Origin of the sequence: Streptomyces sp. NPDC096132, assembly GCF_044763345.1 — a bacterium.
Taxonomy (GTDB): domain Bacteria; phylum Actinomycetota; class Actinomycetes; order Streptomycetales; family Streptomycetaceae; genus Streptomyces.
Window position 1 is genome coordinate 183,589 of the sequence record NZ_JBIWGA010000015.1, and the last position, 15,743, is coordinate 199,331.

Sequence of the window (15,743 nt, forward strand, 5' to 3'; positions counted from 1 at the left end):
GTGGGGGGTGAGGGCGCCGGGTAACAGGCGGGGCGTCATGACACCGGCTCCTTCAGTTCGCGGTCCACCGGCACCTCCGCCGTGACCGTCACCGCCGCCGGGTCCAGGTCGCCCGGGGTCGGCATCACACTGCCGGGCAGCTGCACGGCCGCCGCGCCGTGCGCGACGGCGGAGGCGAGCGCCGCCGGGCCGCTGCCGCCGGCGATCAGGAAGCCGGCGAGGGAGGAGTCGCCAGCTCCCACGTTGCTGCGTACGACGTCCACCTGGGCGCTCGCGAACCAGGTACCCGCGTCCTCCACGAGCAGCTGGCCGTCGGCGCCGAGGCTCGCGAGCACGGCGCGGGCGCCCATCGCGCGCAGTTCCTCGGCGGCCTTCACCGCGTCACCCACGGTCGCCAGGGGGCGGCCGACGGCTTCCGCGAGTTCCTCGGCGTTCGGCTTCACCACGTCGGGCCGCTCGCGCAGCGCCTCCAGGAGCGCGCGCCCCGAGGTGTCCAGGGCGATCCGGGCGCCCCCGGCGTGCGCCCGCGCGACGACCTCGGCGTACCAGGACGGTGCGAGGCCCCGGGGCAGGCTGCCGCAGCAGGCGATCCAGTCGGCGTCGCACGACTGCCGGCGCACCGTCTCCAGGAGCAGCTCCTGCTCCTCGGGGGACAGTTCGGGCCCGGGTGCGTTGATCTTGGTGAGGACGCCGTCGGACTCCGCGAGCGCGATGTTCGAGCGGGTGGCTCCGGCGACCGGGACCGGCGCGACCTCGATGCCCTGCGCGTCCAGCAGGTCGGCGACGAGCGCGCCCGGCGCACCACCGAGGGGCAGGACGGCAACCGTGCGCCGGCCGGCGGCCGCGACGGCGCGCGAGACGTTCACGCCCTTGCCGCCCGGGTCCATCCGCTCGCCGGTGGCGCGGATGACCTCGCCGCGGTCGAGTGCGGGGACCTCGTAGGTGCGGTCGAGGGAGGGGTTGGGGGTGACGGTGAGGATCATGACGCCTGCGGCGCCGGGCGCCTCCGCACCGCTGGGGCCCGCGCTGCTCATACCGGTGCCGCTCATGCTCGTACCACTTCCGTGCCGCCGCGCTCGATGGCGGCGGCGTCGTCGTTGCTCAGTCCGCTGTCGGTGATCAGCAGGTCCACGTCGTTCAGGTCGCCGAAGCGGGCGAAGTGCTCCTGGCCGTGCTTGGAGGAGTCGGCGAGCAGCACCACGCGGCGCGCGGCGGCGACGGCCGCCCGCTTGACCGCGGCCTCGGCGAGGTCGGGAGTGGTCAGCCCGTGTTCGGCGGAGAAGCCGTTGGCGGCGACGAACAGGACGTCGGCGCGGATCTCGCCGTACGCGCGCAGCGCCCAGGCGTCCACGGCGGCGCGCGTACGGTGCCGTACGCGCCCCCCGACGAGGTGGAGCTGCATGCCGGGGTGGTCCGCGAGGCGGGCCGCGATGGGCAGGCTGTGGGTGACGACGGTGAGCTCGGCCTCGAGCGGGATCGCGGCCGCGAGGCGGGCGACCGTGGTGCCGGCGTCGAGGATCATCGTGCCCTCGGAGGGCAGTTCCGTCAGGGCCGCCTTGGCGATGCGGTCCTTCTCGTCGGTGGAGGTGCCCTCGCGTTCGGCGAGGTCCGGTTCGAAGTCGAGGCGTCCGGCCGGGATGGCGCCGCCGTGGACGCGGCGCACCAGGCCGGCGCGGTCGAGGGCTTTCAGGTCGCGGCGGATCGTCTCCGCCGTGACCTGGAACTCCTCGGCCAGCGACAGGACGTCCACCCGGCCGCCCTCACGGGCGAGCCGCAGGATCTCCTGCTGCCGCTCCGGTGCGTACATGTCTGCGCTCGCCTTCGCCTCGTGTCCGGTGCCGCGTCCGGTCGCCGCCGACCCGATGTCCGACTCGTGTCCGACTCATGCCCGAACTTGTGGTTTCGCTGCGAGGCTACGCCCGGATTTCCGGAAAGTAAACAGGTTCGGGCCTTATTCGGGCATGAACGGACTTCTGGATCAACACTGGATCAGCAAAGTGCCGCCGCAGCGGGGCCCGGAGGTGCTCATCAGGCGCTCATCAGGCGCCCAGTAGGCCAGATGTCGTCCTAGTTCTGCGGGATGCTCGGCGTATGACGACGGACACCCCGGCCCGGCTGCTGCAGTTGCTCTCCCTTCTCCAGACGCCCCGTGAATGGCCCGGCGGCGAGTTGGCCGAGCGGCTCGGGGTGTCCCGGCGGACGGTGCGGCGGGACATCGACCGGCTGCGGGAGCTGGGGTACCCCGTGCAGGCGAGCAAGGGCGCGGACGGCGGGTACCGGCTGGTCGCGGGCAAGGCGATGCCGCCGCTGGTGCTGGACGACGAGGAGGCGGTGGCGATCGCGGTGGGCCTGCGGGCGGGCGCCGGGCACGCGGTGGAGGGCGTCGACGAGGCGTCCGTGCGCGCGCTGGCCAAGCTGGAGCAGGTGCTGCCCGCCCGCCTGCGCCACCGTGTCACCACGCTCCAGGCCGCGACCACTCCGCTGACCAGCGGGGACGGGGCGAGCATCGCGCCCGAGACGCTGACCGTGATGGCGTCCGCGGTCGCCGGACGGGAGCGGCTGCGGTTCGCCTACCGGGCGAAGGACGGCACCGAGTCGCGGCGGCTGACCGAGCCGAACCGGCTGGTGTCGACGGGGCGGCGCTGGTACCTCGTGGCGTACGACGTCGACCGGGCGGACTGGCGGACGTTCCGGGTGGACCGGGTGCGGGAGCCGTTCGCGACAGGGGCGCGGTTCGCTCCCCGGGAGCTGCCGACGGGGAGCGCGGCGGAATACCTGCGGCAGTCCCTCCAAGGGCAGGCGTACGTGTACGAGTTCGACGTCGCCTTCGAGGAACCGGCGGCGTCCGTCGCGGCGCGGCTGCCCGCGTGGATGGGGCAGCCGGTGGAGGACGGTACGGGCGGATGCCGGCTGCGGGGCTCGACCAGTGATCCGGTGGAGTGGCTGGCGCTGCGGCTGGCGATGCTGGGGTGCGAGTTCTCGGTGCGGGGGCCGGGAGAACTGGTGGAGTGCGTACGGGAGTTGGGGGCGAGGTTGGGGCGGGCAGCGGGTGGTGGTGGGTAACGGGAGCGAGCGAACCCCGTGTGCGGGACCCCCGCACCCGGGACCCTCACCCCTTGGTGGCGTGGCACAATCTGCCATTCGGGCGGGCCACCCCGTGGTTCAGGTACGGGGTGCCCCGCCCACCCCGAAGTGCGCGTCCTCCCCACCCCTGAGTGAGCATCCCACCCGCCCCACAGTGCGCAGGAGACCAGGAAGCGCGGGACAGGGATCGCAGGAAGAAAGCGAGTCGGGCCCCGGCGCCCGGGGGAAGGCGCCGAAGCCCGACTCGGGGGAGTCCCGGCGCCGGGGGGATGTGCGTCGGGACGTGGTCCTGGGTGGGGTGTACGGGCGGTTCGCACAGGGGGTTCAAGGCTCAGGGCTTGGGTCTCGGGACTCCGTTATTCATCCGGCATTCGTCCGAACTCCCGTGCCCTGAAGTCTTGTTCCCCCGGTCCTGTGGGTTGAAGCGGCGTTGTGACGCCATGTTTGCGCGGGGTTGCGCCACCCGGCGCACGCGGGCGGAACCTGCGTGTTCGGGTGGCGACCCGGAGGGGTCAGGCGGCGGCCTCGAACCCCGTGTCCCGCGCCAGCTTCTTCAGCTCCAGCAGCGCGTGCTTCTCGATCTGACGGATGCGTTCGCGTGTCAGGCCGTGCTCCTTGCCGACCTCCGTGAGCGTGCGCTCACGGCCGTCCTCGATGCCGTACCGCATCTTGATGATGGAGGCCGTGCGCGGGTCGAGACGGTCGATCAGGCCGTCGAGTTCCTCGCTGCGCAGCAGTGTGAGGACCGACTGCTCCGGGGACACCGCGGAGGTGTCCTCGAGGAGGTCGCCGAACTGGGTCTCGCCCTCGTCGTCCACCGACATGTTCAGGGACACCGGGTCACGGGCCCAGTCCAGGACGTCGATGACCCGCTCGGGGCTGGAGCCGAGTTCCTCGGCGATCTCGAGGGGCTCGGGGTCGCGGCCGTGCTCACGGTTGAACTCGCGCTGGACGCGGCGGATCCTGCCGAGCTCCTCCACGAGGTGGACGGGCAGCCGGATCGTGCGCGACTGGTCGGCGATCGAGCGGGTGATGGCCTGGCGGATCCACCAGGTGGCATACGTCGAGAACTTGAAGCCCTTGCGGTAGTCGAACTTCTCCACGGCGCGGACCAGGCCGGCGTTGCCCTCCTGGATCAGGTCGAGGAGGGGCAGGCCGCTGCGCGGGTAGCGGCGGGCGACCGCGACGACCAGGCGGAGGTTGGAGCGGATGAAGATGTCCTTGGCGCGATCACTCTCGGCGACCAGGGCCTGGAGCTCCTCGCGGGTGGCGTCCGCCCTGGACTCCTCGTACCCGTCGAGGACCTGTTGCGCGAACACACCCGCCTCGATGATCTGGGACAGCTCGACTTCCTTGGCGGCGTCGAGCAGCGGCGTACGCGCGATCTCGTCGAGGTACATGCCGACCAGGTCGCGGTCGGCGATCTCGCCGCCATGGGCGCGAACACTGCTTGCCGCGTCGGTCCCGCCGGTGGCGGACTTACGACGGGCGACGGCACGGGTTGCCATGCGTGCTCCCTTGCGATGGTGGGGTCAGCGGGTGGTCCGTGGACACCGGGCACTCGCTCAGTGGTCCCGGGACTCGCTTCGGGACTCTGCTCGTGTGCCCTGCATCCGATGGAAACAACGACTGGAATCAGGACAGAATTCCCAACCCGCACCCCGATTTTTCTGATCATGCAGTACCCTGTCCGGCCACCGTCAGGCGACACGGGGAGAAGCGATGCCGTCGGAACGTACAGAGGTGCAGGTCAGGCCAGGAGTCGAGGGGGACCTCGAGGCCCTCACCGACCTCTACAACCACTACGTACGTGAGACGCCGATCACGTTCGATACCGCGGTCTTCACTCCGGAGGAGCGCCGCCCTTGGCTGCTCTCCCACCCTGAAGACGGCCCGTACCGGCTGAAGGTTGCCGTGGACGCGGACTCACAGGAGATTCTCGGGTACGCCACATCCAGCCCTTACAGGCCGAAGGCCGCCTACTCGACGTCCGTCGAGGTGACCATCTACCTCAGCCCGGACGCCGGGGGCCGCGGCGTCGGCACACTCCTCTACAAGGCGCTCTTCGAAGCGCTCTCCGGAGAGGACGTCCATCGGGCCTACGCGGGCATCGCCCAGCCGAACGAAGCGTCCACGCGGCTGCATGAACGCTTCGGTTTCCGGTACGTCGGCACCTACCGGGAGGTGGGCCGCAAGTTCGGCCGCTACTGGGACGTGGCCTGGTACGAGAAGGAGCTGTGAGCCCCCGGCGGATCAGCCGGACTCGGCCCGTCAGCCGAACTGCACCGACCGCTTCGCCAGCCCCATCCAGAACCCGTCGATCACCGACTTCTGGGCGTCCAGCTCGCCGGACACCTCGGCAGCGCCCATGGTCACGAAGAGCGGGGCGAAGTGCTCGGTGCGGGGGTGGGCGTAGCGGCCGGCCGGGGCCTTGTGGAGGAAGTCCAGCAGGGAGTCCCAGTCCCGGGCCTCCATGGCGCGCCGGCCCCAGTCGTCGAACTCGACGGACCAGCGGGGGATCCCGCCCTGGCGCAGGGCGGCGAGGTTGTGGGTGAAGAAGCCGGAGCCGACGATCAGGACACCCTCGTCGCGCAGGGGCGCGAGCTTGCGGCCGATCTCCATGAGCTTCACCGGGTCGAGGGTGGGCATCGAGATCTGCAGGACGGGGATGTCGGCGGCCGGGAACATCTCGACCAGGGGCACGTACGCGCCGTGGTCGAGGCCGCGGTCGGGGATGTCCTGGACGGGGGTCCCGGGGGCGCGCAGTAGCTTGCGCACGCTCTCCGCGAGCTGCGGTGCGCCGGGGGCGTCGTACTTCACCGTGTAGTAGTGCTCGGGGAAGCCCCAGAAGTCGTAGACGAGGGGCACCGGATCGACGGCACCGAGGGCGAGGGGGGCTTCTTCCCAGTGGGCGGAGACCATGAGGATCGCCTTGGGGCGGGGCAGGCCGGCGGACCAGGCCGCGAGCTCTCCCGGCCAGATCGGGTCGTCCGCGAGCGGTGGGGCGCCATGACTGAGGTACAGGGCGGGCATGCGCTCCTGAGTGGCGGCGGACATGATGGCGACTCCCTTCGGACGTGGTGCCTGTCGGACGTGGTGCCTGACAGTTGCCTGACGCGGCGTTGCTTGAAATCTAAAACGTCAACATCCAACAGCATATTCCCAGATGGTTTAATTTTCAAGGAGCAGACCTTTACAGTGGAGTACATGAAGAAGGCATCCACATCCGCTGAAGAGCCCCACTGGCTCACCGACGAGGAGCAGCGCGTCTGGCGCTCCTATGTGCACGCGAGCATGCTCCTCGAGGACCACATGGACCGACAGCTCCAGCGGGACGCGGGGATGCCGCACATCTACTACGGCCTCCTGGTCAAGCTCGCCGAGTCCCCCCGCCGTCGGCTGCGGATGACCGAGCTGGCCATGCACGCGAAGATCACGCGTTCCCGTCTCTCCCACGCCATCGCCCGGCTGGAGAAGAACGGCTGGGTCCAGCGCGAGGACTGCGCCTCCGACAAGCGCGGCCAGTTCGCCGTGCTGACCGAGCAGGGCCTGGACGTGCTCAGGCGCGCCGCGCCGGGCCATGTCAGCGCCGTGCGCAACGCGGTGTTCGACCGGCTCACCCGGGAACAGCAGAAGTCCCTCGGCGACATCATGCAGATCATCGCCGAGGGACTCCAGCCGAACGAAGCGGGTGCCGATCTCCCCTGGCTGCGCTAACGGGCCAGGGCTACGCGCGTCAGTGGGCCACCACCGGGACCTGTACGGCGTCCTCGGCGCCCTCGCCCGAACCGGCCACCGCGCCGCCCATGTCCGGCTTGCCGGCGTTGACGAGGGTGAGCGCGATCGCGGCGGCGGCGACCAGGATGCCGACGGCGAACCAGATGGCGCTGGTGTAGCCGTTCACCATGCCCTCCAGCTGCACCAGCTGCTGCTGGGGCTTGGAGGCGGCACCGGCGATGTGGTCCTTGATGTACGACGTCGTCGCGGACGCGGCGATCGTGTTGAGCAGGGCGGTGCCGATCGCGCCGCCCACCTGCTGCGAGGTGTTGACCATCGCGGAGGCGACACCCGCGTCACGCGGTTCGATGCCGTACGTGGCCAGGGACATCGCCGGCATGAACGCCGTACCCATGCCGAGGCCGAGCAGCAGCATCGCCGGCAGCAGGACGGCCGCGTACGAGGAGCCGATCTCCAGGCGGGTCAGCAGCAGCATGCCGAGCGCGGCGACCAGGAAGCCGGGGCCCATCAGCAGGCGCGGGGCGACCCGGGTCATCAGGCGGGTGCCGATCTGGGTGGAGCCGGTGATCATGCCCGCGATCATCGGCAGGAACGCGAAGCCGGTCTTGACCGGGGAGTAGCCCTTCACGATCTGCAGGTAGTAGGTCAGGAACAGGAACAGGCCGAACATCGCGATGATCGCGAGGCCGAGGGAGAGGTAGACACCGCCGCGGTTGCGCTCGGTGACCACCCGCAGCGGCAGCAGCGGGGCCTTGACCTTCGCCTCGACGATCACGAAGGCGAGCAGCAGCACACCGGCGGCGACGAACATGCCGACGGTCAGGGAGTCGCTCCAGCCGTCGGACTCGGCGCGGGTGAAGCCGTAGACCAGCGAGACCAGGCCGAGGGTGGACAGGATGACGCCCGGGATGTCGAGGGCGGAGCGGTTGCGGCCGCCCTCGGGCTCACGGATGACGAAGTACGCGCCGGCCGCGGCAATCACCGCGAACGGGATGTTCACGAAGAACGTCCAGCGCCAGTCCAGGTACTCGGTGAGGAAGCCGCCGAGGATCAGACCCACGGCGCCGCCGCCACCGGCGATCGCGCCGTAGATGCCGAAGGCCTTGGCGCGCTCCTTGGCGTCGGTGAACATCACGGCGAGCAGGGAGAGCGCGGCGGGCGCGAGGAGCGCGCCGAAGGCGCCCTGGAGCGCGCGGGCGCCGAACATCATCGCCTCGTTGGTGGCGGCACCGCCGAGCGCGGAGGCCGCGGCGAAGCCGCCGAGACCGGTGACGAAGGCGCGCTTGCGGCCCCACAGGTCGGCGATCCGGCCGCCGAAGAGCAGCAGACCACCGAAGGCGAGGGCGTAGGCGGTGACGATCCACTGCCGGTTGCCGTCGGAGATGCCCAGGTCCTGCTGGGCGGAGGGCATCGCGATGTTCACGATGGTCGCGTCGAGGACGACCATCAGCTGGGCGATGGCGATGAACGCCAGCGCCTTCCAGCGGTTGGCGTCCGGGACGCCGGTCGTACCGGGAGCCTTGACGGCTGTTTCAGACATGGGGGTACCCACTTCGGGACTTCGTGACGGAAGAATTCGGGACTTCGTGAACGGAAGAAGAGGAAGAAAGCTGAGAAAAGGGCGTGCCGAGTACAGGGTTCGACTGCTCGGGTCAGGAGTTCTGGTCGCTCAGGCCTGGCGCAGGTCCTCCATGGTCGCGGCCGTGCCCGGCAGGACCGAGTGGGCCGGGGCCCGCAGTCCGTCCAGGAACAGCTGGAGGTGACGGTGGACGAACCGGTCGGAGCTGAGGCACATCGTGCCCGCCAGAGGCCGGCTGAGCTGGGCCACCGCCATCATCACGTCGCCCACGCCGACGTCGGGCCGCAGTTGCCCGGCGGCCTTGGCGCGGTCCATGACCTCCTCGATGATCCACTCGACGCGTTCGCGAGCGGCCACCAGGTCGGGGTGGTTCTGGTCGAAGGTGCTGGTGACCATCGGGCACAGCGCGGTGATCCGCTCGTCGGCGGCGACGTGCACGAAGCGTTCCAGTGCCGCGAACGCGTCCCCGTCCTCGTCGAGGGCGGCCTGGCCGGCCCGGGCCGTGCGGTCCAGGACCGAGCAGACGACCTCGCGGACCAGGGCGTCGCGGTCGGGGAAGTTGCGGTACACCGTGGCGTTGCCGACGCCGGCCCGGCGGGCGATGTCGTCGAGCGGCACGTCGGGGCCGAGCTCGGTGAACATCTCGCGGGCGGCGGTGACGATCCGCTCCCGGTTGCGCAGGGCGTCGGCGCGGGGCCGGGGTGCCTTGCGCACTGCGGGGGTCGCGGTCTGCACGGCGTACTCCTCCGGTAGAGGTGGGGCGATCCGGGGAAGCTGTCCCCGTTTCGCTCGGACACATGGCTAAACGGGGAAGGGGTCCCCGGTTATTTCCCATCCCCCGAAGTTTTCTCTTGTGACCTGAGTCACATGCACACGATCGGTCTCTCCCAGCGCGCGCCCACCCACACCGAAGCGGAGGGTGATCGAAAGGGTGCAGCCGGTGACCGGGTGGTGGCTGCCCGGACCTCGGACCGAAAGGCCCCGCATGCAGCCGCAGCCCGTGCGCACCGCCCCGGAGCCCCTCGGCCGTCGCATACGCCCGCGCCGCGTCGCCGCCCTCGCCTCCGTGACCGCGCTGACCCTCGCGGTCAGCACCTCGGCCGGCACCGGAGGCCTCGCCCCGGGCCTCGGGCCGTCGAGGGCCGGGGCGGGCTCGATCTCCCTGTCCCGCTCCTCCACCCTCGCCCCCTGCATGATCAACGGCGGCTCGGCCGTCCAGATGTCCGAAGGGGTCCCCACGCCCAGCGGGTACGCCCGCTCCACCGGCACCGTCCGCGCCCTCACCCTGATGGTCGACTTCCCGGACGCACCGGGCCGGGGCACCGCCCTCAGCCGCTACCACGAGTTCTTCCCGCAGACCGAGGAATGGTTCCGCACGGCGTCCTACGGCCGTCTCGACTACCGCTCCGACACCCCGATCCCGAACTGGCTGCGGATGCCGAAGACCTTCCGGAAGTACGGCATAGAGCGCGGCGCCCCCTTCGACCCCGGCTACCGCGACCTCGTCCGCGACCTCGTGGCCGCCGCCGACCCGACGGTGGACTTCCGCGCGTACGACCTGCTGAACGTGCTGGTGACCCCGAACGCGGGCCCCTCCGCGCTGGACACGGTCCTGTCGGTGACGTTCGCCGGGAACACGGAGGCGCCGGTGGCCGACGGGGTGGCGGTGGCCAACGCGTCCTTCGTCTACTCCCGCCAGGACGACGGCTCCGGCTCCTACGACCGCACCGGCTACCGCGTCCTGCCGCACGAGAACGGGCACGTCTTCGGGCTGCCCGACCTCTACACCCAGGACGGCGGGGGCGCCGTCGGGCACTGGGACATCATGAGCGAGGACTGGGGGGCCAACAACGACCTGCTGGGCTGGCACAAGTGGAAGCTGGGCTGGCTGGACGCGACCCAGATCGCCTGCTCCGCGGTGCGCGGCACGGCCGAGTACGCGCTGACCCCGCTGTGGCGGACCGGCGGCCCGAAACTGGTCTTCGTCCCCCTCGACGGCCGCACCGGCTACGCCGTCGAACTGCGCACCCGCGGCGGCAACGACGAGACGGTGTGCCGGCCGGGCGTTCTCGTCTACAAGGTGGACGCGGCCGTCGACACCGGCATGGGCCCGGTGAACGTGTACGACTCCGCCGAGGACAGCGGGGGCTGCACCCGCAGCCCGAACGTCCACGCGGAACTCTCCGACGCGCCCTACGCCCCCGGCGAGACCTTCACGGACTCGAAGCGGGGCATCCGGATCTCCGTGACGGGGGCGGATCTGAAGGGGGACTATCGGGTGCGGGTCACTCGGCGGTGAGGGGGTGGGCGGAGGCCGGGGAGCCGTTGGCTGTAGCCCCGGGGGCCTACCGGTGAGCCCACGGCCGTACCGCCGGGGGACCCGCCGCTGAGCCGGTGGCCGTACCCCCGGGGGACCCGCCGGTGAACGGGACCCGCCGGTGAACCCACGCCCGTAGACCCGGGAGCACCCGCCACCGAGCCCGTGGCCGTACCCCGCGGAACCCGCCGGTGAACCCACGCCCGTCGACCCGGGAGCACCCGCCGCCGAGCCCGTGGCCGTACCCCCGCGGGACCCACCGGTGAACCCACGCCCGTCGACCCGGGAGCACCCGCCGGTGAGCCCACGCCCGTAGGCCCGCATTACGGTAGGGCTGCCCAGACCGCCGTACCGGAGAGCCGATGTCCGCGAACACCACCACCCCGCCCGGCCCCGGGACGTCCGCGCCCGGCGAGGCCGTCGTGCCTTTGATGCGCGGGGTGGCGGTGCTGCGGGAGCTCACCGGGGCGGGAGGGGCGATGCGGCTGAGCGAGCTGGAGCGGGCCACGGGCCTGGCCCGGTCGACCGTGGACCGGGTCACCGCGACCCTGGCGCGCATGGGGTACGCCCGGCTGGAGGGCCGGGACGCGATCCTGACCCCGCGCGTGATGGAACTGGGCAACGCCTATCTGGCCGCCCTGCGGCTGCCGGCGCTGCTGGGCTCGCGGGCGGACGCCCTCGCCGACGAGCTCGACGAGTCGGTGTCCCTGGCCGTCGCCGACCGGGACGGCATCCGCTTCATCCACCAGGCCACCCGCCGCCGCGCGATGTCCCTGAGCTTCCGCATCGGCGACCTGCTGCCCGCCGAACGCACGGCACCGGGCCCCCTGTTCGCCGCCGACTGGACGGACGCCGACTGGGAGCGCTGGCGCACGCGCCGCGCGGCCGACCCGCAGGACCGCGGCTTCTCCGCCGTACCGGCCGCCGCGCCGCACCGGGCGCCGGACGAAGACTTCGTACGGCGGGCCGCACGGGCGGCGGCGGAGGGCTGGGCGCTGGACGACCAGCTGATCGAACCGGGCCTGGTCGCGGTCTCCGTGCCGGTGCGGGACCCGGGGACCGGGCGGGTCGCGTGCGTGGCGAACGTCGTGAGCCACACCAGCCGGCACACGGCGTCCGATCTGCGCGACACCCTGCTGCCCCGGCTGCGGGCGGCGGTGACGGCGATGGAGCGCGACCTGCTCCAGGCACCCGCTGCGGCCCCGGGCCCGTCCCCCGCCGGGCTCGCCCTGTGGACGGGCGCGTCCAAGCAGGAGCTGGGCCGGGAGTTCATCGAGTCCCTGGCCCGAGGGCTGACCGTCCTCACCGCCTTCGGGGAGGGCCGGGCCGAGCTGACCCTGACCGAGGTCGCCAAGGCGACGGGACTGGCCCGGGCGACGGCCCGGCGGGCGCTGATCACCTACGAGCACCTCGGCCTGGTGACCCCCGGCGGCCCCGAACGCACCTTCTCCCTCACCCCCCAGGTCCTCTCCCTCGGCTTCCCTCCCCTCTCCCGTACGACCCTCCCCCGCATCGCGACCCCCCACCTCGCGGCCCTGGCGGAACGCATCCACGAGTCGACCGCCCTGGCGGTCCTCACCGACGGCGGCGACGAGATCCAGTACACGGCCGGCGTGGCCGCGCACCACGTGATGAGCGTGGACGTGACGGTGGGCACGCGGCGACCGGCCCGGGTGACGGCGGCGGGGCGGGTGCTGACGGCCGGCTACTCGTCGGGCGGGGAGGCTTCGGCGGCCTCGACGGTCCCGGACGCTGGATTCGCCTTCGTGGACGAGGAGTTGGAGCAGGGGCTGCGATCGGTCGCGGTTCCCGTGCGGGACCGTGCGGGGCGAGTGGTCGCGGCGGTCGGGGTCGCCACGCACGCGGCGCGCCGGACGGCCGAGGAGTGCGTACGCGACCTGCTGCCGGAGGTGGCGGCGACCGCGGCGCTCGTCGAGTCGGACCTGCGGGTGGCCGCACGGTTCACCCGCGTAGCCCTGTCCTGAACCGGCTGCACCGCCCTCCACGGTTTAGGACAGGATCTGGCCTATAGGCGCCCTACTGTCCCCTCCATGACCGCACTTCACTGAGCGGATCCCTCTGTTCGGCCTTCAACCAAGGAGCACCGATGCTGCGAGGCCTCACCACCATCCGCTTCCACGCCGCCGACCTGGAGGCGGCGAAGCGCTGGTACTCCGAACTCCTCGGCATCGAGCCGTACTTCGAGCGCCCCGGATACGCCGAGTTCCGCATCGGCGACTACCAGCACGAACTGGGCCTGCTGGACAGCAAGTTCGTGAACGACCTGGGCGCCCACACCGACACCCCCGGCGGGGCGGTCACCTACTGGCACGTCGACGACGTCGATGCCACCCTGACCCGCCTCCTCACCCTGGGCGCCACCCCGCACGAACCCCTCCGCGAGTTCGGCGAGGGCTTCGTCGGCGGGTCGGTCGTCGACCCCTTCGGCAACGTCCTCGGAATCATGCAGAACCGCCACTACTTGGAAGTCCTCGCGACTTCGGCCTTCCGGGAGGCGGCTCCGACCCTCGATGAGGCCGCGGACGCCTCGCCCACCCGGCGATAGCCTGCGGAGCCTGCGCACCATCCCGGAACAGGTGGTCCCCGTGAGCTTCGACGCAGAGCGATCAGCACGCATCGCAGCCAAGGCCGGCCGTACGTGGCCGTAGGGACTGAAAGCCGTCCCGCAAACGACTGCCGGACGGTGGGTGCCCAGGATGAGCCCCAGGCACCCATGGCACCGCTGCCCTGCCCTCCGGCGGGATGCCTCTACGCCGTCACTCCCTGTCGGCCGCCATGATGCCGACGCATTCTTCGAGCGCGGCGTGCAGCGCTGGTACGAAGGCGGCGAGCTCGGTGTCCGACGACTTGCCGCCCTCGAGTACGGCACCGACCACTGTGGCGAGGACGGCGGCCGCCTTGAGGGCGTGCACATCGGCCAGCTCCTCGAGCCAACCGCCGGGGCGTGCGACCACGAAGGCTTCCTTGCCGGTGGCCGGGTCTACGCCGAGGCTGCGGAAACGTCGCGCGGTCACGCGGCGACCCCCGACGGGACGTAGTCCTGGCCCAGCGTGGCGAGAACCGCCGCCCGGCGCCGCTCCCGCTGGAGGTGCCTGCGGTCGAGTTCGTCTCGCTCGCGTTCCCATACGGCAAGGTACGGCCGGACCACGGGAAGACCGTCGACGAGGATGACGTCCGTGGGGTGTGGACGCGTTTGACGGGCGGTGACGGGCGGACGGATGGTGAGGGGCGGTGGCGCGACAGGGGCTCGGTGCGCTCCGCGAGGAGGCAGGAAGAGGCTCAGGATGGCGGCCAGTAGGCTGCGCATAGGTCGACTCCAGTTCAGTCGGCTCAGGCCCCGGTGAGGAAGTAGCCGCTTCCCGTCGGGGCCGTTCTGTGCTCGAGTCCCAGATTACCCGTGGATAACCGCAGATAACCACGGATGCGCAGAATGCCACGGTCACCCACGCTGAAGCTCATGGACCTTGACCGCACGCGTCCGCTGTGGCGACAGATTGCAGCGGAGATCATCCGGCGCATCAAGGACGGCACGTATCCGCCGGGAAGCCGCGTGCCGTCCACTCTGGAAATCGCCCAGGAGTTCGGCGTAGTGAACGCGACGGCGGCGAAGGCCATGCGGCATGTGCGAGAGCAGGGCTGGACGCGGGGCGAGGTCGGGCTGGGAACCTTCGTCGCCGACCCCCTGCCGCCCTCCCCAGAAACCCCCGCACCCTCGGCGTAGCAGCAAACCCCGGTCAGCTACCCAAAGCGCCCTTCGTGGACCACTCGTTGGCGAAGTGCTCCCGTACGGTTCCGTGGTCAGCCACCGCGTCATAGAAGGCGAGTTCGCGCCAGTCCAGCGGCGGGCTGACCTTCTCGCCACGGCGGGCGCCATCCATGACCTGCCATCTCGACGAGCTTGGCGATGAGTTCGGTGCTCGCGCACTGCCGCCGCATGTACCGCACCATGAGGTCCTGCAAGCGCTCGGAGAACGTCGTACGGCGGACGATGTTGTGGCGTGTGACCTCGCGCATCTTCCGCTCGACCAGCCGCACCCTCCACCAGTGAGAAACAGTCCTAATGAGCCACAGCGCCTGCTCACCTCTCCGCCCAGCCCCCCATGACCAGCACCCGCCCGAGCCCTGATCCGGTACCCTGTGGATCGAGTGCCCTGGCGGGCGCTGTGGTGTACGTCGTGGGCTCAGTCCACCTCATCACCACGGCAACCTGCCCCAGGTCGCTCAGGGCTTGATCAGCCCCGCCTTCGTGGGATGTGTGGGAAATTCCGTCGTCGCAGCTCAGGCCTGATGCCATGTGACGCCCCGAAACGCTGCAGCGCCGAATCCCAAACGCCTCTGCTGTGTTTTTGCAGCTCACGACCCGTGTCGCACTCGGCAAAACGAGGCGCGATACACCGCAATCTGTGCACGCCCGCGATAGCAGGGCGACCCCAGCTGGCCGCACACGCCTGGCGCTCTGAGGGTGAGGGGGCTCACCCATAGGAGGGCATACTGCTTGCTACTTGAATAGCTATCTGTGCAGTCTTGCAGCGTGCCCACTTCCTCCAACTCACAGCAGCTCGTCGACCGCCGCGCCTACCTGCTCCTCCTCGATGACCAGGACCGCCTAATGCTGTGCGGCGGTTGCTGCAGCGGCTGGACCGTCCCCCAGCTATTACTCGCTCCTGGCACCGATTTTCGAGACGGAGCCGCTCACTACCTCGCCGAGCGATTTCGCATCACCAACCCCCGCTTCGGATCTGTCTATGGAGTCCTTGAAACACAGGATCTCAACTGCCGGGAGCACGACCGCCACACCATTTCACACGCATTCATCGTGAGAATCAGTTCTGACGAGTCCAATTCAATTCAGGCAACTTCTCGGACACATGCCAGGTGGGGACTCGGCGAACTCAAGTCCCGTTACCGGGAAGTCTCGCCGGAGGGAGTCGTCCCCCTCGTCTCAGGTTACGTGGAGGGGTGGCTTCCCGATGGCCCCATCTCTCTCGACTAAGGCCTACCTGG

17 protein-coding genes are annotated in these 15,743 nt (G+C 70.8%); 8 read left to right on the forward strand and 9 right to left on the reverse strand.

Annotation, left to right across the window (positions count from 1 at the left end; genetic code table 11):
* Positions 1-35 precede the first annotated feature (35 nt).
* Both pfkB and ACIRF9_RS32055 read right to left on the reverse strand, forming a co-directional pair.
* Positions 36-983 (reverse strand): 1-phosphofructokinase, encoded by a 948-nt coding sequence (gene pfkB / locus ACIRF9_RS32050; RefSeq protein WP_403829452.1) that lies wholly within the window; start codon positions 981-983, stop codon positions 36-38.
* A 62-nt stretch (positions 984-1,045) separates the two neighbouring features.
* A complete protein-coding gene (locus ACIRF9_RS32055; RefSeq protein WP_403829191.1) occupies positions 1,046-1,807 on the reverse strand; it encodes a DeoR/GlpR family DNA-binding transcription regulator in 762 nt (253 codons plus the stop codon).
* Between the two features lie 284 nt (positions 1,808-2,091).
* On the opposite strand from ACIRF9_RS32055, the gene ACIRF9_RS32060 reads away from it, so the two are divergent.
* On the forward strand, positions 2,092-3,063 hold the full coding sequence (locus ACIRF9_RS32060) for a helix-turn-helix transcriptional regulator (protein WP_403829194.1): 972 nt from the start codon (positions 2,092-2,094) through the stop codon (positions 3,061-3,063).
* A gap of 533 nt (positions 3,064-3,596) precedes the next feature.
* On the opposite strand, the gene ACIRF9_RS32065 is transcribed toward ACIRF9_RS32060, so the two are convergent.
* Positions 3,597-4,592 (reverse strand): RNA polymerase sigma factor RpoD/SigA, encoded by a 996-nt coding sequence (locus ACIRF9_RS32065; protein ID WP_403829196.1) that lies wholly within the window; start codon positions 4,590-4,592, stop codon positions 3,597-3,599.
* A 214-nt stretch (positions 4,593-4,806) separates the two neighbouring features.
* On the opposite strand from ACIRF9_RS32065, the gene ACIRF9_RS32070 reads away from it, so the two are divergent.
* Positions 4,807-5,325, forward strand: coding sequence for a GNAT family N-acetyltransferase (locus tag ACIRF9_RS32070; protein ID WP_403829198.1), 519 nt, complete (start codon positions 4,807-4,809; stop codon positions 5,323-5,325).
* Between the two features lie 30 nt (positions 5,326-5,355).
* Here the strand turns inward: ACIRF9_RS32070 and ACIRF9_RS32075 are convergent, their stop codons facing one another.
* Positions 5,356-6,141: a dioxygenase gene (locus ACIRF9_RS32075; protein ID WP_403829200.1), complete on the reverse strand. Its 786-nt coding sequence runs from the start codon at positions 6,139-6,141 to the stop codon at positions 5,356-5,358.
* Between the two features lie 150 nt (positions 6,142-6,291).
* On the opposite strand from ACIRF9_RS32075, the gene ACIRF9_RS32080 reads away from it, so the two are divergent.
* Positions 6,292-6,801, forward strand: coding sequence for a MarR family winged helix-turn-helix transcriptional regulator (locus ACIRF9_RS32080; RefSeq protein ID WP_403829202.1), 510 nt, complete (start codon positions 6,292-6,294; stop codon positions 6,799-6,801).
* 19 nt (positions 6,802-6,820) lie between these two features.
* On the opposite strand, the gene ACIRF9_RS32085 is transcribed toward ACIRF9_RS32080, so the two are convergent.
* Together ACIRF9_RS32085 and ACIRF9_RS32090 are read right to left on the reverse strand one after the other, a co-directional pair.
* On the reverse strand, positions 6,821-8,362 hold the full coding sequence (locus tag ACIRF9_RS32085; RefSeq protein ID WP_403829205.1) for an MFS transporter: 1,542 nt from the start codon (positions 8,360-8,362) through the stop codon (positions 6,821-6,823).
* A gap of 129 nt (positions 8,363-8,491) precedes the next feature.
* Positions 8,492-9,136 (reverse strand): TetR/AcrR family transcriptional regulator, encoded by a 645-nt coding sequence (locus tag ACIRF9_RS32090; RefSeq protein WP_403829208.1) that lies wholly within the window; start codon positions 9,134-9,136, stop codon positions 8,492-8,494.
* Between the two features lie 250 nt (positions 9,137-9,386).
* Here ACIRF9_RS32090 and ACIRF9_RS32095 point away from each other — a divergent pair, with 250 nt between their 5' ends.
* From ACIRF9_RS32095 to ACIRF9_RS32105, 3 genes are all read left to right on the forward strand, one after another.
* Positions 9,387-10,700 (forward strand): M6 family metalloprotease domain-containing protein, encoded by a 1,314-nt coding sequence (locus tag ACIRF9_RS32095; protein ID WP_403829210.1) that lies wholly within the window; start codon positions 9,387-9,389, stop codon positions 10,698-10,700.
* 380 nt (positions 10,701-11,080) lie between these two features.
* Positions 11,081-12,703 carry a helix-turn-helix domain-containing protein gene (locus ACIRF9_RS32100; protein ID WP_403829212.1) on the forward strand — a complete coding sequence of 541 codons (1,623 nt, stop codon included), beginning with the start codon at positions 11,081-11,083 and terminating at the stop codon, positions 12,701-12,703.
* 122 nt (positions 12,704-12,825) lie between these two features.
* On the forward strand, positions 12,826-13,284 hold the full coding sequence (locus tag ACIRF9_RS32105) for a VOC family protein (protein WP_403829215.1): 459 nt from the start codon (positions 12,826-12,828) through the stop codon (positions 13,282-13,284).
* A gap of 211 nt (positions 13,285-13,495) precedes the next feature.
* Here the strand turns inward: ACIRF9_RS32105 and ACIRF9_RS32110 are convergent, their stop codons facing one another.
* Positions 13,496-13,753, reverse strand: coding sequence for a hypothetical protein (locus ACIRF9_RS32110; RefSeq protein WP_403829217.1), 258 nt, complete (start codon positions 13,751-13,753; stop codon positions 13,496-13,498).
* Entirely contained in the window at positions 13,750-13,887 is a 138-nt protein-coding gene (locus tag ACIRF9_RS32115) for a hypothetical protein (RefSeq protein WP_403829219.1), read from the reverse strand. The genes ACIRF9_RS32110 and ACIRF9_RS32115 overlap by 4 nt, the downstream gene beginning before the upstream one ends.
* 309 nt (positions 13,888-14,196) lie before the next feature.
* Here ACIRF9_RS32115 and ACIRF9_RS32120 point away from each other — a divergent pair, with 309 nt between their 5' ends.
* Positions 14,197-14,460 carry a GntR family transcriptional regulator gene (locus ACIRF9_RS32120; RefSeq protein ID WP_391253487.1) on the forward strand — a complete coding sequence of 88 codons (264 nt, stop codon included), beginning with the start codon at positions 14,197-14,199 and terminating at the stop codon, positions 14,458-14,460.
* An 89-nt stretch (positions 14,461-14,549) separates the two neighbouring features.
* Here the strand turns inward: ACIRF9_RS32120 and ACIRF9_RS32125 are convergent, their stop codons facing one another.
* Positions 14,550-14,753 (reverse strand): type I restriction enzyme endonuclease domain-containing protein, encoded by a 204-nt coding sequence (locus tag ACIRF9_RS32125; RefSeq protein WP_403829455.1) that lies wholly within the window; start codon positions 14,751-14,753, stop codon positions 14,550-14,552.
* Between the two features lie 517 nt (positions 14,754-15,270).
* On the opposite strand from ACIRF9_RS32125, the gene ACIRF9_RS32130 reads away from it, so the two are divergent.
* Entirely contained in the window at positions 15,271-15,732 is a 462-nt protein-coding gene (locus ACIRF9_RS32130; RefSeq protein WP_403829222.1) for a hypothetical protein, read from the forward strand.
* Positions 15,733-15,743: the final 11 nt, after the last annotated feature.